This is a genomic window from Streptococcus parasanguinis (genome assembly GCF_001074805.1).
GTDB classification, from domain to species: Bacteria; Bacillota; Bacilli; order Lactobacillales; family Streptococcaceae; genus Streptococcus; species Streptococcus parasanguinis_A.
On record NZ_JUPI01000053.1, the window covers coordinates 1 to 21,569 of the forward strand.

The 21,569-nt window shown below is 40.3% G+C and carries 23 protein-coding genes and 1 other annotated feature; all 23 genes read left to right on the plus strand.

From position 1 onward, the window contains the following. Positions 1–319: formate/nitrite transporter family protein (locus tag ADI76_RS03670; RefSeq protein ID WP_049514805.1), on the plus strand; the 319-nt coding region annotated here is incomplete at its 5' end. Positions 320–380: 61 nt separating this feature from the next. Next, positions 381–515, plus strand: a sequence feature (ribosomal protein L10 leader region). A 38-nt stretch (positions 516–553) separates the two neighbouring features. After that, positions 554–1,054 (plus strand): 50S ribosomal protein L10, encoded by a 501-nt coding sequence (rplJ, locus tag ADI76_RS03675; RefSeq protein ID WP_003001722.1) that lies wholly within the window; start codon positions 554–556, stop codon positions 1,052–1,054. A gap of 75 nt (positions 1,055–1,129) precedes the next feature. Then, on the plus strand, positions 1,130–1,498 hold the full coding sequence (rplL, locus tag ADI76_RS03680) for a 50S ribosomal protein L7/L12 (RefSeq protein WP_003016256.1): 369 nt from the start codon (positions 1,130–1,132) through the stop codon (positions 1,496–1,498). Between the two features lie 253 nt (positions 1,499–1,751). Then, positions 1,752–2,195: a hypothetical protein gene (locus tag ADI76_RS03685; protein WP_049514806.1), complete on the plus strand. Its 444-nt coding sequence runs from the start codon at positions 1,752–1,754 to the stop codon at positions 2,193–2,195. Positions 2,196–2,342: 147 nt separating this feature from the next. Continuing rightward, the gene (locus tag ADI76_RS03690; protein WP_049514807.1) at positions 2,343–2,795 is read left to right on the plus strand and encodes a hypothetical protein; all 453 of its coding nucleotides are present in this window, start codon (positions 2,343–2,345) and stop codon (positions 2,793–2,795) included. A gap of 108 nt (positions 2,796–2,903) precedes the next feature. Continuing rightward, on the plus strand, positions 2,904–3,353 hold the full coding sequence (locus ADI76_RS03695; RefSeq protein WP_049514808.1) for a hypothetical protein: 450 nt from the start codon (positions 2,904–2,906) through the stop codon (positions 3,351–3,353). 177 nt (positions 3,354–3,530) lie between these two features. Then, positions 3,531–5,267 (plus strand): ABC transporter ATP-binding protein, encoded by a 1,737-nt coding sequence (locus tag ADI76_RS03700; protein ID WP_049514809.1) that lies wholly within the window; start codon positions 3,531–3,533, stop codon positions 5,265–5,267. Positions 5,268–5,280: 13 nt separating this feature from the next. Next, entirely contained in the window at positions 5,281–7,059 is a 1,779-nt protein-coding gene (locus ADI76_RS03705) for an ABC transporter ATP-binding protein (RefSeq protein ID WP_049514810.1), read from the plus strand. 144 nt (positions 7,060–7,203) lie between these two features. Then, positions 7,204–7,719 carry a GNAT family N-acetyltransferase gene (locus ADI76_RS03710; protein ID WP_049514811.1) on the plus strand — a complete coding sequence of 172 codons (516 nt, stop codon included), beginning with the start codon at positions 7,204–7,206 and terminating at the stop codon, positions 7,717–7,719. A 329-nt stretch (positions 7,720–8,048) separates the two neighbouring features. Continuing rightward, a complete protein-coding gene (locus ADI76_RS03715) occupies positions 8,049–9,050 on the plus strand; it encodes a DUF3137 domain-containing protein (protein ID WP_049514812.1) in 1,002 nt (333 codons plus the stop codon). After that, positions 9,047–9,598, plus strand: a complete 552-nt coding sequence (locus ADI76_RS03720; RefSeq protein ID WP_023918183.1) for a LemA family protein — start codon at positions 9,047–9,049, stop codon at positions 9,596–9,598. Before ADI76_RS03715 ends, ADI76_RS03720 begins: the two co-directional genes overlap by 4 nt. 145 nt (positions 9,599–9,743) lie before the next feature. After that, positions 9,744–10,820 (plus strand): aspartate-semialdehyde dehydrogenase, encoded by a 1,077-nt coding sequence (locus tag ADI76_RS03725; RefSeq protein ID WP_049514813.1) that lies wholly within the window; start codon positions 9,744–9,746, stop codon positions 10,818–10,820. A 252-nt stretch (positions 10,821–11,072) separates the two neighbouring features. Beyond that, positions 11,073–12,008, plus strand: coding sequence for a 4-hydroxy-tetrahydrodipicolinate synthase (gene dapA / locus ADI76_RS03730; RefSeq protein WP_037607907.1), 936 nt, complete (start codon positions 11,073–11,075; stop codon positions 12,006–12,008). 19 nt (positions 12,009–12,027) lie between these two features. Then, on the plus strand, positions 12,028–12,657 hold the full coding sequence (locus ADI76_RS03735) for a hypothetical protein (protein WP_049514814.1): 630 nt from the start codon (positions 12,028–12,030) through the stop codon (positions 12,655–12,657). A 146-nt stretch (positions 12,658–12,803) separates the two neighbouring features. Then, on the plus strand, positions 12,804–13,142 hold the full coding sequence (locus tag ADI76_RS03740; RefSeq protein ID WP_049514815.1) for an ATP cone domain-containing protein: 339 nt from the start codon (positions 12,804–12,806) through the stop codon (positions 13,140–13,142). A 113-nt stretch (positions 13,143–13,255) separates the two neighbouring features. Beyond that, on the plus strand, positions 13,256–14,107 hold the full coding sequence (gene ylqF / locus ADI76_RS03745) for a ribosome biogenesis GTPase YlqF (protein ID WP_049514816.1): 852 nt from the start codon (positions 13,256–13,258) through the stop codon (positions 14,105–14,107). After that, complete coding sequence (locus ADI76_RS03750) at positions 14,094–14,861, plus strand: ribonuclease HII (protein WP_049514817.1); 768 nt, start codon at positions 14,094–14,096, stop codon at positions 14,859–14,861. The genes ylqF and ADI76_RS03750 overlap by 14 nt, the downstream gene beginning before the upstream one ends. A gap of 3 nt (positions 14,862–14,864) precedes the next feature. Further along, complete coding sequence (locus ADI76_RS03755; RefSeq protein ID WP_049514818.1) at positions 14,865–15,794, plus strand: ROK family protein; 930 nt, start codon at positions 14,865–14,867, stop codon at positions 15,792–15,794. A 59-nt stretch (positions 15,795–15,853) separates the two neighbouring features. Continuing rightward, positions 15,854–16,702: a DNA-processing protein DprA gene (gene dprA, locus ADI76_RS03760; RefSeq protein WP_049514833.1), complete on the plus strand. Its 849-nt coding sequence runs from the start codon at positions 15,854–15,856 to the stop codon at positions 16,700–16,702. Between the two features lie 86 nt (positions 16,703–16,788). After that, entirely contained in the window at positions 16,789–18,870 is a 2,082-nt protein-coding gene (gene topA / locus ADI76_RS03765; protein WP_031573190.1) for a type I DNA topoisomerase, read from the plus strand. Between the two features lie 106 nt (positions 18,871–18,976). Then, positions 18,977–19,654 (plus strand): SatD family protein, encoded by a 678-nt coding sequence (locus ADI76_RS03770; protein ID WP_049514819.1) that lies wholly within the window; start codon positions 18,977–18,979, stop codon positions 19,652–19,654. After that, positions 19,638–20,342 (plus strand): DUF3307 domain-containing protein, encoded by a 705-nt coding sequence (locus ADI76_RS03775; protein WP_049514820.1) that lies wholly within the window; start codon positions 19,638–19,640, stop codon positions 20,340–20,342. The genes ADI76_RS03770 and ADI76_RS03775 overlap by 17 nt, the downstream gene beginning before the upstream one ends. 142 nt (positions 20,343–20,484) lie before the next feature. After that, entirely contained in the window at positions 20,485–21,438 is a 954-nt protein-coding gene (locus tag ADI76_RS03780; RefSeq protein ID WP_065428408.1) for a hypothetical protein, read from the plus strand. The last annotated feature ends 131 nt before the right edge of the window (positions 21,439–21,569 follow it).

Below are 21,569 nucleotides of genomic sequence, written 5' to 3' on the forward strand. Positions count from 1 at the left end.
AGGTGTCATTGCCAATATCTTTGTAAATATTGCTATTCTTTCTTATCTATATTTCAAAGATGAAACAGCGAAGGTGCTCTTAGCCCTATCTGCTATTTATATGTTTGTCTTTATGACCAATGAACACTTGGCGGCTAATTTTGCTTCTTTTTCATTATTAAGCTTTAATTCAGTATCTAGCCAATTGCCACATTTTGAATTTTTAAATATTTTACGTCACTATGGTGTTACCTTCTTTGCCAACTGGGTAGGAGGAGGAGTCCTAATGGGACTAGCCTATGCTTGGTTGAATAATATCAAGAGCCTTTACAACGACTAAAAAATATAAAAAAAGTTTGCAAAAGTACTTGCATTCTTTTTTTATATGTGATAAACTAGTCCATGGTTTGAAAAAACTGCCTAAGACAGTAGGGGAGCTCGACTCATAAAAATCCTACCGAGGACAAAACGTATCAATTAAAAGAAGCGTATTGTACTTTCGTGTCTAGGTTTGGGCGCGTTTTTCTTTTGGAAAAATTCCCCAAGCAAAATAATTACGGAGGTGAACACACTAATGAGTGAAGCAATTATTGCTAAAAAAGCGGAACTTGTTGACGTAGTAGCTGAAAAAATGAAAGCTGCTGCATCAATCGTCGTTGTAGATTCTCGCGGTTTGACAGTTGAGCAAGATACAGTTCTTCGTCGCAACCTTCGCGGAAGCGAAGTTGAGTTTAAAGTTATCAAAAACTCAATCTTGCGTCGTGCAGCTGAAAAAGCTGGTCTTGAAGATCTTGCATCTGTATTCGTTGGACCTTCTGCAGTAGCATTTTCTAACGAAGATGTTATCGCACCTGCGAAAATCTTGAACGATTTTGCAAAAGACGCTGAAGCACTTGAAATCAAAGGTGGTGCAATCGAAGGCGCTGTCGCATCTAAAGAAGAGATTCTTGCACTTGCAACTCTTCCAAACCGCGAAGGACTTCTTTCTATGCTCCTTTCTGTACTTCAAGCGCCAGTGCGCAACGTTGCTCTTGCAGTCAAAGCGGTTGCAGACAACAAAGAAGACGCAGCTTAATCTTAAGCTACGCAGCGTAGCCTAGCTACAAAAAAATAAAATTATAAAATTAAAACTTATTTGGAGGAAATAACAATGGCATTGAACATTGAAAACATTATTGCTGAAATTAAAGAAGCTTCAATCCTTGAATTGAACGACCTTGTAAAAGCTATCGAAGAAGAATTTGGTGTAACTGCAGCTGCTCCTGTAGCTGTTGCTGCAGCTGGTGCTGCTGACGCAGGTGCTGCTAAAGATTCATTCGATATCGAATTGACATCTGCAGGCGACAAGAAAGTCGGCGTTATCAAAGTTGTACGTGAAATCACTGGTCTTGGTCTTAAAGAAGCTAAAGAACTTGTTGATGGTGCACCTGGCGTTATCAAAGAAGGTGTTGCTACAGCTGAAGCTGAAGAAATCAAAGCTAAATTGGAAGAAGCTGGAGCTTCAGTTACTCTTAAATAATAGAGTTTCCAATCAATATGAAAACCGAGGGTTAATCCTCGGTTTTTTTGTTGTTAAATATAGTGATGATAGATGTGAATTGAATTCTTCTATAACGCGACCTTATCTGTAGTTCTGATTAATTTTCTCTAAACCCTACTAAATAGTGCAGTTTTAATGATGTTACAATCATTTTACAATTACTTTATGCCCTTGAGATGTTTCTGATTTGTTGCTATAATGGCTTTAAATTATATCATAAAAGGAGAAGATGATGAAAAATTTTAAACGTCTTTTATTAGCTTTTGTAGCTGTCTTTGCAGCAGTCTTTTTGGTAGCTTGTGGCGCAAAAAGCGACAACGGTACTTACGTGTTTGAGCCTACTAAAGATGAAATCAAAGAAATTATGCCAAGTGAATTTCAATCTTTGATAGGTGATAATTACTCATTTACTATTTCTATTACAATTAAGGATAAGAAAGGCGAGATGAAAGTAGACACGAATGCAGGTGGTCAAAATGTTAATCAAGTGATTAAGTTGGAAGTAGACCAAAAAGCTAAAACTCTTGTCTCAGAAAATGAGTATGGGAAAGCGGAAATTACTTATCAAGTTTCAGGAAATGTGTTAACGATTAAGGATGTGAAGAATTCTTTAATGGGTGACACAGACATGTTTAATAACTACATGAAAATTGCTAAGTTCAAAAAAGTTAAATAATCCGTCAGGGCGGGATTTACATCCTGCCTTTTTATTTTTCTTTGTTTATGAAAGAAATATTACAAGAATATGACATTTATAAACTTTCATTGCAGTGCATTGAAATTGTTGATATAATAGGCTTATTCTAACTAAGAAGGAGAAGTTATGAAAAACTTTAAACGCATTCTTTTAGCTTTTGTTGCTGTTTTTGCAGTAGTTCTTTTGGTGGGATGTGGTTCCAAAAGTGATAATGGGACTTATGTCTACAAACCTACAAAATCTGAAGTGAAGGAGATCCTTGAAGAACAAGGTGCTCCAAGTTCAAGCGTAGATGCATTGATCGACAATGTTAAATTGGAAGTTTCAGTAACCATTAAAGACAAAAAAGGTAGCCTTAAAATTAAAGGTGAAATGATGGGACAAAAAACAGACCAATCATTTGATATGAAAGTTGACCAACAAAAGAAAACTCTTCAATCAAAAACAGGTGAAGGTGAAAAGGTTAAATACAAAGTTTCTGGCGATGTATTCACTTTTGATTTATCTGGAGAGGAAAGTTCAGATCACGCAGCAGCTTTGGAAATGTTCAAAAACGCTAAATTCAAGCGCACAAAATAATACAAGAGAAGGGCAGAGAGTATCTGCTCTTTTTCTTCTTTATAATATCTTGAATCAGAATTAGAATAATGGTAAAATCTGATTATAAAGTACATTAGGAGATGAATTATGAAAAATATTAAACGTATTCTTTTAGCTTTCGTTGCAGTTTTTGCAGCAGTCCTCTTGGTGGCATGTGGTGCCAAAAGTGATAACGGGACTTATGTCTACAAACCATCAAAAACTGAACTCAAAAAAATTCTTGAGGAGCAAGGCTTATCAGGTAGTCAATTAGAGTCTATTGGAGATGTTATTAATTTTGAAGTTTCCATTAAGATCAAAGATTCAAAAGGAACACTCAGCATCGCGGGTGAAGTGGCTGGTCAAAAGAATAAGCGATCTTATGAAGTCAAAATCAATCAAAAAGAGAAAACAATCGCGTCAAAAGATGGTAGTGGAGAAAAGATTACATACAAGGTCGATGGTGACTATTTGACATTTGATCTTTCTAAGTTAAGTAATAGCAACCAAGGGGATCTTATGATTCTTAAAAATGCTAAATTCAAACGCACGAAATAAAGCAACTGAAGAGCAGGGAAACCTGCTTTTTTGCTTTACTTTTATAGCTAGTTTGGTATAATGAATGAGACTACAGATGGGACTGGGGCAGGAATGATTTTCTTTGAAAATGATTTCGTCTCGCTCCCTCTTTTCTGTGTGATCTAGGAAATTATTTATGGAAAAGGAGAATCATCTATGCAATATATTTGGTCTTACTTGAAAAAGTATCCCAAGTGGCTAGCCCTGAATCTATTTTCGGCCGTCCTTTTTGTCATTGTCAATTTAGGTTTGCCAACGATTCTGGCTCGCATGATTGATGAGGGGATTAACCCACGTGATGTGGATCGGCTTTATTTCTGGGGCTGGGTCATGTTTGCGATTATTTTGCTAGGGATTGTGGGTCGAATTATCTTATCTTACGCGGTTGGCCAGCTAACGACGACCATGGTGCGCGATATGCGCAATGACCTCTATGCCAAGTTACAGGAGTACTCGCATCGTGAGTATGAGCAAATTGGGGTATCGTCATTGGTCACTCGCTTGACTTCGGACGCATTTGTTTTGATGCAGTTTGCGGATTCTATGTTGAAGATGGGCGTCATCACACCCTTGATGATGGTTTCCAGCGTTCTCTTGATTCTGACAACCAGTCCTTCTCTAGCATGGATTGTAGCAGTATCTGTACCCTTTCTTGCCGTCGTTGTCTGGTATGTAGCAGTCAAGACTCGTCCACTTTCTGAGAAGCAACAAAAGACCCTTGACCATCTCAATCAGTTTGCGCGTGAAAATTTGACAGGTCTTCGAGTGATTCGTGCCTTTGCCCGCGAAGAATTCCAAGAGGATAAATTTGCAGCTGAAAATGAAGTCTATGCGGAAAACTCGAATAAATTGTTCAAACTAACTGGTTTGACAGAACCTCTGTTTGTGCAGATCATCATTGCGATGATTGTAGCGATTGTCTGGTTTGCCTTGGATCCTCTTCATGACGGTAGTTTGAAAATTGGGGATTTGGTTGCCTTTATTGAGTATAGCTTCCACGCGCTCTTATCTTTCCTCTTTTTAGCCAATCTCTTTACTATGTATCCTCGGACTGCGGTTTCTAGCCGGCGTCTCAAGGAAATCATGGACATGCCAATTTCGATTGATCCGAATGAGAATGGTGTCACAGAGACAGCATCTCGTGGCTATTTGGAATTTGATAATGTCACCTTTGCTTATCCAGGTGAGACGGAGAGTCCAGTTCTTCACAACATTTCCTTTCAGGCCAAACCTGGTGAAACAATTGCCTTTATCGGTTCGACGGGTTCTGGGAAATCTTCACTGGTACAGTTAATTCCTCGATTCTATGATGTCACCCTAGGGAAAATTTTGGTCGATGGTGTGGATGTTCGCGACTACAATCTGAAAGCCCTTCGCCAAAAGATTGGTTTTATTCCGCAAAAGGCCTTACTCTTTACAGGAACCATTGCTGAAAACCTTCGTTATGGGAAAGAAGACGCATCTGTAGAAGAGCTAGAACAAGCAGCAGATATTTCCCAAGCCAAGGATTTTATTGACAGTCGTGAGGAACGTTTTGACACGCATTTGGCAGAAGGCGGAAGTAACCTTTCAGGTGGTCAAAAACAACGTTTGTCCATCGCTCGTGCTGTTGTCAAAGATCCAGATGTCTTTATTTTTGATGACTCTTTCTCTGCCTTGGACTACAAGACGGATGCCACTTTGCGGAAGCGTCTGAAAGAAGTTACAGGAGATGCGACCGTCTTGATCGTGGCGCAACGTGTGGGAACCATTATGGATGCGGATCAAATTATTGTCTTGGATCAAGGGGAGATCGTCGGTCGAGGAACTCACGATGAATTGATGGAAAGTAATGAAATCTATCGTGAAATCGCTAATTCGCAGCTCGATAGTCCATCATTAACAGAGGAATAGAAAGGAGAAGCAGATGAAACAAGAACAAAACAGTTTTAGTAGACTATGGACTTACTTGAGAGCCTATCGCTTGGAAGTTTGCTTGTCCATTTTCTTAAAAATCCTAAGTGTCATCATGAGTGTTGTCGAACCCTTTGTTTTGGGACTTGCCATTACGGAATTGACAAAGAATCTCATGGATATGGCAAAAGGCCTTGCAGGAGCTAGTCTGAATACTTCCTACATCGCTATCATTATGACGCTCTATCTATTCCGTGGGGTCCTCTATGAGTTGGGATCTTATTATTCCAACTATTTCATGACCAATGCTGTTCAAAAAACCGTTCAGGACATGCGAAATGATTTGTCTCATAAAATCAATCACATTCCGGTTTCTTATTTTGACCGGCATCAATTTGGAGATTTGCTCGGACGTTTTACTAGCGATGTCGAAACTGTCTCTAATGCCTTGCAACAGTCCTTCTTACAAATCGTCAACGCTATCTTTACCTTGCTATTTGTCATCAGCATGGTCTTGTACTTAAATATCCAATTGGGGATGGTGGTGATCTTGTCCATTCCGATCACTTATTTCAGTGCTCGATTTATCATGAAAAAATCTCAGCCTTACTTTAAAGAGCAGGCAGAAGTTTTGGGGGCAATGAACGGATTCGTTCAAGAAAATTTAACAGGTTTCAATATCCTTAAGCTCTATGTCCGAGAAAAATCTTCCCAGGAAGAGTTTCATGATATTACTCATCACCTACAAAAGGTAGGATTCAAAGCCAATTTCATTTCCGGCTTAATGATGCCGATTTTAAATGGAATTTCAGATTTGACCTATCTGTTGATCGCTTTGATGGGGGGCTTGCAAGTGTTAGCGGGTCGTTTGACAGTCGGGAATATGCAGGCCTTCGTTCAGTATGTCTGGCAGATCAATCAACCCATTCAAAACTTGACCCAATTAGCCGGCCAACTCCAAAGTGCTAAATCGTCACTAGATCGGATTTTCCAAGTCATGGATGAACCAGATGAAGTGGCAGAGGTGACAGAAACACTCTCTGGAGATTTGACAGGGCAAGTTAGCTTTAAACATGTTGATTTCCAATATGTAGCGGATAAACCCTTGATTCGTGATTTTAACCTAGAAGTGAAACCAGGTGAAATGGTGGCTATTGTCGGACCTACCGGAGCAGGGAAAACAACCCTGATTAATCTGCTCATGCGCTTTTACGATGTGACTGCGGGATCGATTACGGTGGATGGTCATGATATTCGCCATCTGTCTCGCCAAGATTACCGTAAGCAATTTGGGATGGTACTTCAGGATGCTTGGTTGTACGAGGGAACCATCAAAGAAAATCTTCGCTTTGGTAACTTAGAAGCAACGGATGAAGAAATTGTTGAAGCTGCAAAGGCAGCCAATGTCGATCACTTTATCAGGACACTTCCTGGTGGTTACAATATGGAAATGAACCAGGAGTCTAGCAATATTTCTCTAGGCCAAAAGCAACTCCTAACGATTGCGCGTGCGCTCCTTGCTGATCCTAAGATTTTGATTTTGGATGAAGCGACGTCTTCTGTCGATACGCGTTTAGAGCTCTTGATTCAAAAAGCGATGAAGAATTTGATGAAAGGACGGACTAGCTTTGTCATTGCTCACCGCTTGTCTACCATTCAAGAAGCAGATAAAATCCTTGTCCTCAAAGATGGACAAATCATTGAGCAAGGAAACCACCAATCCTTATTGGCAGACAGGGGCTTCTACTATGAGCTCTACAATAGCCAATTTTCAAGTAAACAAGCTAATTAATCTAAAAAACTTGAGACAGGTTTCTCAACTTTTCTCTATTTAATTTCTTTTGCTAAAAAGTGAAACAATAAGTTCATTACAATCCTTCATTGACAGTAAGAAGCCTTATCGGTATACTAGGTGTAATTTATTTAGGAGGACACCATGATTATTCGACCTGTTCAACTTAGTGATGCAGCGACTATCCGAGCGATTTACCAACCTTATGTGACAGAGACAGCCATCACCTTTGAGATCGATGTGCCGACTGTCCAGGAATTTGAAAGACGTATCACAAAAACACTGACTCAATTTCCTTATTTAGTCGCAGAAGTTGATGGGAAAGTTGTGGGTTATGCCTATGCCTCGACCTATTATGCACGCGCTGCCTATGATTGGACCACTGAATTGTCTATTTATGTAGCAAAAGAGTCACGTGGACAAGGGATTGGGTCAGCCCTTTATACTGCCTTAGAAGAAGAGTTAGAAGCACGAGGTTACTTACGCTTTCTGGCTTGCATTGCAGTTCCTAACGAAGCCAGCATCTCCATGCATAAAAAGCGGGGGTATGTTCAAGTGGCTCATTTTCCAAAGATTGGCTATAAGTTTAATAAATGGCATGATATCGTCTGGATGCAAAAAACCTTAAATGGTCCTGTGTCAACTTTGAAAGAGCAATGAAAAGTTTTTGTATGTCCTGTAAGAAAACAAGCTCCCGTTTCTTGACAGATGAAGAACTCCATGATAAACTAGTTTCATGCGATGAGTCGATTGGCTCTTAGGAGCCTTTTGCGCTGAGGAGGTCTACATTCAATTGTAACGCAGGAGCGGACCTTGAGTAGTTGTGTGAACCGGCTGCTCTCACCGATAGGTGCCTCGAATCCTGATCTTTGGATCAGGATTTTTTTGTTTCTTCAAAGAACTGAAAACTATTATAATACAATTGCTACAAAGTTACGTTGGTGTTATAATATAGTAAAGTGACTAATGTCGGAAAGGAGTGGAGTTGATTGGGAGATTTCTATCATTCTAATGATCCAGCATCTATAGACTATTCGCATAAAATTGAGGAGCTAGAAAACTCCAAACAATTTCAGGATGCAATCGGATTAATCCGAGAACAAATGAAGAACAATCTACAATGGAATGTTTTGCGATCCTTTGGTATTGTTTGTGCCATACTGTCTCTCATTTTATTGCGTTTTGCAGCTATTCCTTTGATACTTTTAGTTGTAGGTTTGTATTATTGGCCACAATATAAAAAACGAAAAGCCTTGTTTGGGGATCGAATTCGTTCGAACGATGAGATCTATCTTGATGATATCCTATCGCCTGTATTAAAGGAAGTTTTTCCTAAGGCTTCGATCAAAGAGGATGGTTCCATCCCTTCTGAAGCTCTTTCGCATTTATGTCCTCGGTCAACTGATTTTCTATGTTTCAAAGAGCTATCATTTCATGATGACAAAGAGCTGACGGTGTCAAATCTCTATGCCCATCATACGGAGACTCGTTACCGGACCTCCAATGGACATACGAGGACGGAACATGTGGAAGTTACAGATTTCCTTGGACAAGTGTTCTCTTTATATCTACCGATCAATTTCTCCGGTCATCTTCGGGTTGTGCCAACCAAGAAATCCTTTCTATTTAAGAGGGAGGTGAATGGGGTTTATCCTGGAGCCAGAGGAGATGAAGTTCAGATTGAAACAGAGGATATTCGCAATAACGAGAATTACAATATCTACTGTACAGATGAACTGTCTGCCCGTAAATTTCTCACCCCTAAGATGTTAGAATGGTTTGATCGACAAATTTCTCAAAATGCCATGTGTGTATTTTTGAAAGAAAAGAAACTCTATATTTCTTTGTATACCGATCGTTATATCTTTCCGACTCCCCAAAAACCGGAAGATATTGATCAACTATCTTTGGTGTCTGAATATCATAAATTATGCAAAGAACTGGATTTAATTAAAGAAATAACAGCAATTTTTGAAGGAGAAACATCATGAATCTCATTATCGGCTTAATCATATTTGTTGGCCTATTGGCTATTTGGTTTATTAGTGTAGGAAATCGCCTCAATCGTTATCTTGTGACCATTGAAGAATCAAAGAGAACGGTCGATATCGTCCTCGTAAAACGCTATGATACCATTTCGGAAATGCTAAAAGTAGCGAAAGCTTATGCAAAACATGAACAAGGGCTCTTTACCGATTTAGTTGCTTTACGCCAAGGAGCGAGCATTCAAGAATCCAACCAAGTCATAACCAATCAAAACGATGTCTTGGCACAAATTCGTGCAGTCGGTGAAAACTATCCAGAGCTTTTGTCTTCTAACCAATTCTTGGCCTTGCAAAAGGAAATTGCTGATGAAAACGAAGATCTTGCTGCAGCGAAGCGAATTGTCAACAGTAATATTAGCCACATCAATCAAGAAATTGTTTCATTTCCGGCGTCTATCGTAGCAGGTGTAAAGGGGATCCATCAAGTTCCATTTCTTACTGAAGAAACACAAGGTAAGAAAGATTTAAGTGATTTGAACTATGACCTTAACTAAAAAGCTATTTATTATTAATAACCATCAAAAATCCTGGTCTTGTTATCAGGATTTTTTCCTACTGTTGGTACTTTTCATTTATGCCAAAAAATTGTATAATAGTACAAATACTCAATTTTTAGAAAATTTTGAAAGAGGATTTACTATGGGATACACAGTTGCTGTTGTCGGTGCTACAGGTGCCGTTGGTGCTCAAATGATCAAAATGTTGGAAGAATCAACACTTCCAATCGATAAAATTCGCTACCTTGCCTCTGCACGTTCTGCAGGGAAGGTCTTGCAATTCAAGGGTCAAGATGTGACTATTGAAGAAACGACTGAAGATGCTTTCGAAGGGGTTGATATTGCCCTTTTCTCAGCTGGCGGTTCAACATCTGCTAAATATGCACCATACGCTGTGAAAGCAGGCGCAGTAGTAGTGGATAACACTTCTTATTTCCGTCAAAATCCAGACGTCCCATTGGTTGTTCCTGAAGTGAACGCACATGCGCTTGATGCTCATAACGGCATTATCTCTTGTCCAAACTGTTCAACGATCCAAATGATGGTCGCTCTTGAGCCAGTCCGTCAAAAATGGGGCTTGGAACGTATTATCGTGTCTACTTACCAAGCTGTTTCAGGTGCTGGTATGGGAGCTATTCTTGAAACCCAACGTGAGTTGAAGGAAGTATTAAATGATGGCGTTAATCCACGTGATGTAAAAGCTGAAATCTTGCCTTCAGGTGGAGATAAGAAACACTATCCAATCGCCTTCAACGCTCTTCCTCAAATTGATGTCTTCACAGAAAACGACTATACATACGAAGAAATGAAGATGACGAATGAAACCAAGAAAATCATGGAAGATGATAGCATTGCTGTTTCAGCAACATGTGTGCGGATTCCAGTCTTGTCAGCTCACTCTGAGTCAGTCTACATTGAAACTAAAGAAGTGGCACCAATTGACGAAGTGAAAGCTGCGATTGCTGCCTTCCCAGGTGCCGTCCTTGAAGACGACGTTGCTCACCAAATCTATCCTCAAGCAGTTAATGCTGTCGGTTCACGTGATACCTTCGTTGGACGTATCCGTAAAGACTTGGATGCTGAAAAAGGGATCCACATGTGGGTGGTTTCAGACAACCTCCTCAAAGGTGCCGCTTGGAACTCCGTTCAAATCGCAGAAACCCTTCATGAACGTGGACTCGTAGGTCCAACAGCTGAATTGAAGTTTGAATTGAAATAGAGAGCAAAACAGAAATCAGTAACTCGAAGAGTTTGATTTCGTAGTTTTGCCCCCGCACAGTTGATTAGGAAGTACGAATGTTGCAAACATGAGTAGTTCCAATCAACCACTGCGTCACGCTTCAGAAATCAGTAACTCGAAGAGTTTGATTTCTTCATCAGCTACCTAGCAAATCAACTTGTTTTATGAACAGATCATGAGGCAAAGGCAAGGATGCCCCAGCCTCTTTCTTATATAGAGAAAGGTTTTTCTATGTCTTATAGTGATTTAAAAGATTGTAAAATCATCACTGCATTTATCACCCCCTTCCATGAAGATGGGACCATTAATTTTGACGCTCTTCCTGCCTTGATCGAGCACCTCTTGGCTCATCATACAGACGGGATTCTCTTAGCTGGTACGACTGCGGAAAGTCCAACCCTGACCCACGATGAGGAATTGGAGCTCTTTGCAGCTGTACAAAAGATTGTCAATGGTCGAGTTCCTTTGATCGCTGGTGTCGGAACCAATGAAACTCGCGATTCAATCGAGTTCGTTAAAGAAGTGGATGCTTTTGGTGGATTCGCAGCAGGATTGGCTATCGTTCCTTACTATAACAAACCATCCCAAGAAGGTATGTATCAACACTTTAAAGCCATTGCGGATGCATCCAATCTTCCGATTATTATCTACAATATTCCTGGACGCGTGGTAGTGGAAATGACCCCTGAAACCATGCTTCGTTTGGCAGAACATCCAAACATTATCGGGGTTAAAGAGTGTACAACTCTTGCTAATATGGCTTACTTGATTGAACACAAGCCAGAAGAATTTCTCGTCTATACAGGGGAAGATGGAGATGCTTTCCACGCTATGAACCTTGGTGCAGATGGGGTGATCTCAGTAGCCTCTCATACAAATGGGGATGAGATGTATGAGATGTTCCAAGCCATTGAGCACAATGATATTAAAAAGGCTGCGGCCATCCAACGTCAATTTATCCCTAAAGTCAATGCTCTCTTCTCTTATCCGAGTCCAGCTCCTGTCAAAGCTGTCTTGAACTATATGGGCTTTGAAGCAGGGCCAACTCGTTTGCCATTGGTGCCAGCACCGGCAGAAGAAGCAAAACGCATTATCAAGGTTGTAGTAGATGGGGATTACCATGCAACCAAAGAGATCATAACAGGTGTTTTAAGACCGGATTATTAAAAAATGTTATGAGGAATGTATGTCAGAGTTAGAAAAAACAGAGCTAGAAAAAAAGGATTCAGAAAAAACTGAACTAGAAAAATTTAAAGAACGTCATAGCCTTGAAAAATTAGAGGGTGTGATGATCTACGATAAACCGACCATTAAAACAGGAGAAAAAGCTGGATGCATCGGTGCACTCTTACTTTTAATTGGATTTGGTACAGGAATTATTTTGTTCCTAGTTCATTTCATATTTGATTTCGATTCCAAGCTACTCAATCTTCTTTGGGAATCGATCGCGGCTTTAGGATTTATTTTTAGTTTAGCAGGAGCTTTTCAAATCGGTCCCCTTACGATTCACCGTTACTCACGAGAAGCCAATAAGGAGAAACATTTTGAAATCGATAGAGCCTATAATCTCTACAATGTTTTCTATAAACCGACTAAAACAGTCCTTCTCCAATATGATAGTGACGAAGATCAGCTGATTGCTGTCAATGCTGGTGGTGAACTACTCGTGGAACTCCTTAGAAAAGTAGAGATGGAGAAGTTATCTCTGAAGAAAATTTTGAAGACCTTCCGTTTGGACCATGTCTCTGACCATCTTTGGAGATTGACTTACAGCTATAAAAAAGAAGAAGTGGTCATGGAGAAAAGTGATCGTTAGAAATTTCTCATCTAGATAGCGAAAGAGATTCCTGAAAAGAGCTTTGATTCTTGGCAAAAAAATTATATAATAAAGTAGTAGGTCTTCATTCCTTGTCTTACGGAAATGGAGTATTCATGAAAAAATAATGGATAAAGGAGACTCCGATGGAAGTCATTAAACGTAGTGGAGAAGTGGTTGAATTCAACCCGGATAAAATTTACCAAGCTATTTTGAAAGCAGCGCAAGTGGTCTATGTTTTGACAGATGATTTGCGACAAAATCTAGCTCAAGTAACGAAGAAAGTTGCCATGGATTTGGATGAAGCTCAAGTAGAACGCGCAACGATCAGTATGATCCAATCCATGGTAGAGCATCGTTTGCTTGGTGCAGGCTATATTACTATCGCGGAGCATTATATTTCTTATCGCTTGCAACGCGATTTGGAACGGAGTGGCTATGGTGACCATATTGCCGTGCATTTGCATTTTGAGCAAATTCGCTAGAATATAAAATAGAAGTTACTTCGGTAGCTTCTTTTTAGTGTTTTTATTAATCACTGAGAATTCAAGAAAACATGGTATAATAGAGGAGATTGAACTGGAAAGGAAATGAGATTATGGCAACTATTCAATGGTTTCCTGGACACATGTCCAAAGCTAGAAGACAAGTACAAGAAAATTTAAAATTCGTGGATTTTGTGACGGTTTTGGTAGATGCTCGTTTGCCCCTATCAAGTCAAAATCCCATGTTAACAAAAATTGTTGGCGAAAAGCCTAAATTGATGATTTTGAACAAGGTAGACCTGGCAGATCCTGTGGCAACAAAAGAATGGCAGGACTATTTTGAATCGCAAGGCATCAAAACCTTGGCGATCAACTCCAAAGAGCAGTCGACGGTTAAGAAGGTCACAGAAGCTGCTAAGAGCTTGATGGCCGATAAAATTGCTCGTCAAAAGGAACGTGGGATTCAAATTGAAACCCTTCGGACCATGATCATCGGGATTCCCAATGCTGGGAAGTCCACTCTTATGAACCGCTTAGCAGGGAAAAAGATTGCTGTTGTTGGTAATAAACCAGGGGTGACCAAGGGGCAACAATGGTTGAAAACCAATAAGGATCTCGAAATCTTGGACACTCCTGGGATTCTTTGGCCCAAATTTGAAGATGAAGAAGTGGCCTTAAAGCTCGCTTTAACAGGCGCTATCAAGGATCAGTTGCTTCCAATGGATGAAGTGACCATCTTTGGCCTTAACTATTTTAAAGAGCACTATCCAGCAGTTTTACAAGAGCGTTTTAAACAAATGGACCTGGAGCAAGAAGCTCCTGAAATTATTATGGAGATGACTCAAAAATTGGGATTTCGCGAGGATTATGACCGTTTTTACCAACTCTTTGTTAAAGATGTGCGCGATGGGAAATTAGGACGGTATACGCTGGATCGCGTAGGGGAAATTGATGGCAACCATTAAGGAAATTAAAGAACAATTAGCAGACATCCAGCAGTTAGACGATCCTTTATTGGCTGAATTGGAACAGGATAGTAGATCTGGTGTTATCCAAGCAATCGCAAAGCGAAAAAGGGAAATCCAAAAATGTTTAGATGAAGATGAGCGCTTGGAAGGAATGCTGGCCTATGAAAAGGAATGCTATGCGCGTGGGATGGAGCTCATTGCAGGAGTGGATGAAGTGGGACGTGGCCCATTAGCGGGTCCGGTTGTTGCAGCTGCTGTGATCTTACCCAAAGGTTCTAAGATTCCAGGCCTCAACGATAGTAAAAAGATTCCAAAATCCAAACACAAGGAAATCTATGAGGCTGTGCTCCAAGAAGCTATTGCGATCGGCATCGGCGTCAAGGACAATCAGGTGATTGACCAGGTCAATATCTATGAAGCTACGAAACTAGCCATGATGGAGGCTATTGGTCAGCTAGATCCTCAACCCCAGCATCTTTTGATTGATGCCATGAAGTTGGATCTTTCTATTCCTCAAACTAGTATCATCAAAGGAGATGCTAATTCCTTATCCATTGCTGCTGCCTCTATCGTAGCTAAGGTGACTCGGGATCAGATGATGGAGGAGTTTGATCGAGAATATCCGGGGTATGATTTTGCTCAGAACGCTGGCTATGGGACTGCTAACCATCTGGCTGGCCTCTACCAGCTAGGAGTGACTCCTATCCACCGGCGTTCATTTGAACCTGTCAAATCAATGTGTGAGGACTAGGCTATGCTATTTACCATCGATATTGGGGGAACCTTTATTAAGTACGGTCTGATGGATCTGAACTATCACTTGGTTCATACAGACAAGATCCCGACGCCACCTACGATTGAGGAGTTTTGGCAAGGATTAGAAGGAATTGTTGATCCTGTTCGGGAACAAATCGACGGGATCGCCATTTCATGTCCTGGTGAGATCCAAAAGACACTTGGCTTTGTCTTTCGAGGCGGTCTCATCCCTTATTTGAGCAACATTCCCTTGGCTAGTAAGCTGAAGCAAACCTTTGATTTACCAGTAACAGTTATAAATGATGGTGATGCTGCAGGTCTAGCAGAAGCAAGGCTTGGCAATCTAAAAGATTGTCCGTGCGGGGCGACCTTGGTCTTAGGGACAGGAGTTGGACTTGCTCTTCTTTCTAATGGTGATTTATTGAGAGGATGGCAACTGACAGAATACATTCGGTCCATTGATAAGACAGAAAGAACGCCCGAAAATCGTCGCTTTCATCGTGAACTCTTTTTGCAAGGCATTTCCAATCTTTTGGAAAACACCGGTTCAGCTGTTCAATTTGTTGAGAAAGCTAGTCACATCTTGAACCTAGAAAAGGCAGATGGTATAGCTGTTTTCAGGGCTCTTGATCAAGGGGGTAACGAGGAGCTGACAAGCTTGTTTCAGGCCTATTGCTATGATATTGCTATTCTGATTTTTAATCTTCAATCTTTGTTGCGACTTGAGAAGGTGACCATTGGAGGGGGCATTAGTAGCCAACCGCTACTGATCGATGAAATCAATCGCCAATACCATGACCTTCTCTCTCAAAGAGGGCAGGAACAATTTGAGGCCTTGCCCATCCAAGCGGCTCGCTTTCATAATGAGAGCAACCTAATTGGCGCTGCATCCTACTTTTATTCATCACCAAATCAAAAAAAGTTCTAGTAATAGAGCTTTTTCTTTTCTTTTTCGAATAAATAAGTGAGAGGAAGTAGAAGGTGACCATGGAGAAATTTGAAATCTTTAAATTAAAATCAGCCGGTTTATCAAATGAGCAAGTCTTGAGAGTCTTAGATTACTGTAAGAAAGATCAAATCTTGCCAAGCTTAGAAGAGATAGCAAGGATAGCTGGCTGTCGCAGTATCATTCATTTTGTAGACAAATACCGGCAACTAGATGACGACCAATTACATAAAGACTTTGAACGATTCCCATCTTTATCCATTTTTGATCCTGAATACCCTGAGGAATTGCTACAGATCTACAATCCTCCTGCACTCCTTTTTTACCAAGGAGATTTGGAGCTGTTAACCAAACCGAAGATTGCAGTCGTAGGAGCTCGAGAGACAACGCGAGAGGGGGTGCGATCTGTAGAGAAAATTATTAAGGAACTTGGGAATGAACTGGTCATCGTCAGTGGACTAGCAAAGGGGATTGATGCGACAGCGCATTATGCCAGCATTCGCAATGGTGGAAAGACCATCGGAGTCATAGGAACGGGGCTGGATGTTTTTTATCCGAAAAGCAATCAGAAATTACAGACCTACATGGGAGAACACCATCTTGTCTTGAGCGAGTATGGCCCAGGACAGGCCCCTCTTAAGTTTCATTTTCCAGAGCGAAATCGCATCATTGCGGGACTCTGTCAGGCCGTGATTGTGGCAGAGGCACGACTTCGTTCAGGAAGTTTAATTACTTGTGAAAGGGCTATGGAGGAAGGACGAGATGTTTTTGCAATCCCAGGAAACATTTTAGATGGAAAATCTGCAGGTTGCCATCACTTGATTCAAGAAGGTGCAAAGCTTGTCACATCAGGCCAGGACATTCTTGATGAATTGAAATACGAATTGTGATTTTCCTATAGGAGAAGTTCCTAGTTGACATCTTTCTTAAAATGTATTAAACTCAATGAGATTTATACAATACAGAGGGATAAAACGTGGTAACAAAAAAGAAAAGCAGTACAACCAAGAAAAATTTGGTGATTGTGGAGTCTCCTGCTAAGGCGAAAACAATCGAGAAATACCTTGGTCGTAACTATAAAGTCATGGCCAGTGTTGGTCATATTCGGGATTTGAAAAAATCAACCATGTCGATTGACTTCGACAATAACTATGAACCGGAATATATCAATATTCGTGGAAAAGGTCCCTTGATCAATGATTTGAAAAAAGAAGCTAAAAAAGCCAAACAAGTCTTTCTCGCAAGTGACCCGGACCGAGAAGGAGAAGCTATTTCTTGGCATTTGGCTCATATTTTGAACTTGGATGCCAAAGAAAAGAACCGTGTGGTCTTTAACGAAATCACCAAGGATGCAGTTAAAAACGCCTTTAAAGAACCGCGCCAAATCGATATGGACTTGGTCGATGCCCAACAAGCACGTCGGGTTTTGGACCGGATTGTAGGGTATTCAATTTCGCCTATTCTTTGGAAAAAGGTAAAAAAAGGACTTTCTGCAGGGCGCGTGCAATCTGTTGCCCTCAAATTAATCATTGATCGAGAAAATGAAATCAATGATTTCAAGCCGGAAGAATACTGGACCATTGATGGTGTCTTCAAAAAAGGGACCAAACAATTCCAAGCTAGCTTCTATGGGATTGATGGCAAGAAGATGAAGCTCAACACCAATGAAGAGGTGAAAGCAGTTCTTGAACGCTTAGATGGCAAAGATTTTACCGTTGAAAAAGTTGAAAAGAAAGAACGTCGTCGGAATGCACCACTTCCTTACACCACCTCTTCTATGCAGATGGATGCAGCCAATAAGATCAACTTCCGTACACGCAAGACCATGATGGTCGCTCAGCAATTGTACGAAGGAATCAATATTGGCTCTGGTGTTCAAGGTTTGATTACCTATATGCGTACCGACTCCACTCGGATCAGTCCGGTTGCGCAAAATGAGGCAGCTAACTTTATCGTGGATCGCTTCGGTGAGAAATATTCTAAGCATGGAAGCCGTGTGAAGAATGCTTCTGGTGCCCAAGATGCCCACGAAGCGATTCGTCCGTCTAGCGTCTTCAATACTCCTGAGAGCATTGCTAAATACTTGGACAAAGACCAATTGAAACTCTACACCTTGATTTGGAATCGTTTTGTCGCTAGCCAGATGACGGCAGCTGTCTTTGATACGATGAATGTCCGTTTAGGTCAAAATGGGGTTCAATATACAGCGAATGGGAGTCAGGTAAAGTTTGACGGTTATTTGGCGATTTATAATGATTCAGACAAAAACAAGATGTTGCCGGACATGGTAGAAGGCGATATCGTCAAGCAGGTCAATAGCAAGCCTGAGCAACACTTTACCCAACCACCGGCCCGTTATTCTGAAGCGACTTTGATTAAGACGTTGGAGGAAAATGGAGTAGGTCGCCCTTCAACCTATGCTCCGACGATTGAGACTATTCAAAAACGCTATTATGTGAAGCTGGTAGCTAAACGCTTTGAACCAACGGAATTAGGGGAGATCGTTAATAAACTGATTGTTGAGTTTTTCCCAGATATTGTCAATGTGACCTTCACAGCGGAGATGGAAGGGAAACTCGATGATGTCGAACTTGGAAAAGAAGAGTGGCAAAAAGTCATTGATGCCTTCTACAAACCATTCTCTAAAGAAGTCGCCAAGGCTGAAGAAGAGATGGAAAAAATCCAAATCAAAGACGAACCAGCTGGTTTTGATTGTGAAGTCTGTGGCAGCCCGATGGTGATTAAATTAGGACGATTTGGTAAGTTCTATGCTTGTAGTAATTTCCCAGATTGTCGCCATACCCAAGCGATTGTCAAAGAAATTGGGGTGGAATGTCCAAACTGTCATCAGGGACAAATCATTGAGCGTAAAACCAAACGAAATCGTATCTTCTATGGCTGTAATCGCTACCCAGACTGTGAATTCACTTCTTGGGACAAGCCAATCGGCCGGGATTGTCCTAAATGTGGTCATTACTTAGTTGAGAAGAAAGTCCGTGGCGGTGGCAAACAAGTCGTTTGTAGCAATGGGGACTACGAAGAAGAAAAAGTGAAATAATCTTTTACATGATTCAATGTCTATTATAACGGCAATTTTTATAAATGTCTGTTATAATAGACATTTTTGTTTTTTTTCGTTATAATAGACACAAGGAGGTGGGCTTATGTATCTTGCTTTGATTGCAGATGTCATCGATTCCAAAATGGTACAAGAACGTTTTGACCTGCAAAAACAGTTAGAAATAACGCTTCAAAAGATAAATGGACTTTTTGCGGACTATTTGGCATCCTGTTTTACCTTAACCTTGGGGGATGAGTTTCAAGCGCTTTTAAAAGTGGATGCTCCAGTTTTTCAAATCATCGATACCTTACGTTCAGAACTAACCCCTACTCAGCTTCGTTTTGGAATTGGCCTTGGGGAGATTGTAACAGCTATTGATCCCTTGCAAAGTGTTGGAGCAGATGGTCCAGCTTATTGGAATGCACGCGCAGCCATCAATTTTGTTCATCAGAAAAATGACTATGGCAATACACAGATTTATTTTTCAAGCGGGAAGGAAAACCAAGACTTTTTTGTGAACGCCCTCATCGCTTCTGGAGAAGCCATTCGTTCGAGTTGGCGGGATAGTCAGGAAGAGATCTTGCTCAATCTTCTAAAGAGATCCGTATATAGCGAGTCCTTTAGTCAGCAGGATTTGGCACAATCACTATCTATCAACCCAAGTGCCCTCTCTAAACGGTTAAAGAGTAGCAGTATCCGTGTTTATTTACGGGGGAGAGCAGCTGCCCTGGCTAGTATACAAAGCACAGTGAAAGGAGAGGAAGATGAGCGGATTGTCTAGTATCGTAGTGAATCCATACTTGATTCTCTTGTTGATTTGTCATTTACTATCAGATTATTATTTTCAAAGCCAAAAGATGGCGGATCGCAAGGATCAGGATAAAAAGGTGCTAGGGCTTCACATTCTATATGTAGCTTTGCCTCTGATCGTCGTTTCCTTCTGTCATCTAGATTTGTGGTGGATTTGCTTGGTTATTTTACTGACCCATGCTGCAATAGATTTCTTAAAACCAATAGTTCAGAAACAATTGAAATTACCAACTGTATGGACCTTTGCGCTGGATCAAGTCTTGCATATTGGTATCATTACGTGTCTAGTCCTTATGGGGGCGAAGAATGGCACGACCTATCTACCCTTGGACATTTTAAATCTAATCTTTTATGTCCTCCTAGTTGGGAAACCAAGCAATATTGCTTTTAAAATTCTGTTTACTAAATATCAACCCACCAGCAAGAAGAAAATGGATACGATCACTGGGGCTGGTTCTATGATTGGTTTTTTAGAGCGTTTGGTGATCGGTGCCTGTCTCGTCTATGGGCAATTTGCTTCGATCGGCCTGGTCTTTACAGCCAAGTCCATCGCTCGCTACAATAAAATTTCGGAAAATCCAGCCTTTGCGGAGTATTATTTGATTGGATCCTTATTCAGTATACTCTCTGCATTATCAGCTGCCTGGTTGTGTCAATAAATCTGGAAGGACACTAGGTCAGAAAAAATTATAAAATTTTTAAAGATCACCAATCAACAGGAAATTGATCCCTTTAAGATTCTTACTGGAACGAAAATAATCATCGTAAAGATTTTTTTAAAATTGCATGCTAGGAGGGGAAATGAAAAGCAAAGTGATTAAGAAAGTAATTGGCGTACTGTTGCCTATTCTCACGTTATTTATTTTATCGGCACGTAACAACTACAGAGTCGATCGTGATTTAGCTAAAACAGCTATTTCAAACATTCGTTCCGTAGTAGAAGCTGCAGGACTAGAAGCAGAAGAATACTCGACGGCTGCCTTTGATTATAAGAGATATCCGAATTACATTAAAGGAGCTAGACGATTAGTTGATGTCTATGTGGATTTTGAAAAAGACTATGTTGAGAAAACTCCAGTCCTTAAATATAATCCGGAGCTTAAAGAAGTTGAAAAGAAAATTTTCTTTGTTTTTCCTATGAAGACAGTCTATCGTTTAGAAATGGAGTATGATTCTGGTGGTGACGACTATGACCGATTTAAAAAAGCATACAATACGATACTTCAAAGTGCTAGCTTGACTTCAACATATTTAAGCGATGATGCGCTTAGGAAACTTTACATTAAAAATTCAGTTGAATTGGATCACTATCACTTTATGTTCAATTATTCTTTGGAACCGAAAGAAGAATATAGTGACAACCCTAAAATCCGTCTTGAAGAGAGAGAAAAAAGAGAAGCAATTTTGAAGACGGATGTAGAAGAACTCACTCCCTTAATCGAGGATTTAGACTCAAGTAGAGTCAACAATCTCGATGAAGAGACACTCGTCCGTAATCGAGATATACTCTTAAAAAGAGTTGTTGATAATCGTTCGCCTTTTAGTATTGAGATATACATTAATATAAAAGAGGTACGAAAACAAAACCTCCAAGTAACTAATGAAGATATTGACAATTGGACAAACTCTGATTTTAAATATTTACTTGCTCAAATAGTTGAAATTGAAAAATTACCTAAGAATACTGAAGTAAGTTTGAGTGTAAAAGATGAAAGAAAACTGGGTGACGAGATATACATTTTCAAGAAGAAATAATTTTGGAAAGACATTCAGGAATCCTCCTGTCTGTCTTTTTACTTAGCTTTTTGGTATAATGGACCAAGTATGAATTTAGAAAGATTTGTGGGTGTCAAACAGTCTAGTGATTTTTGATATGGACTTATGTT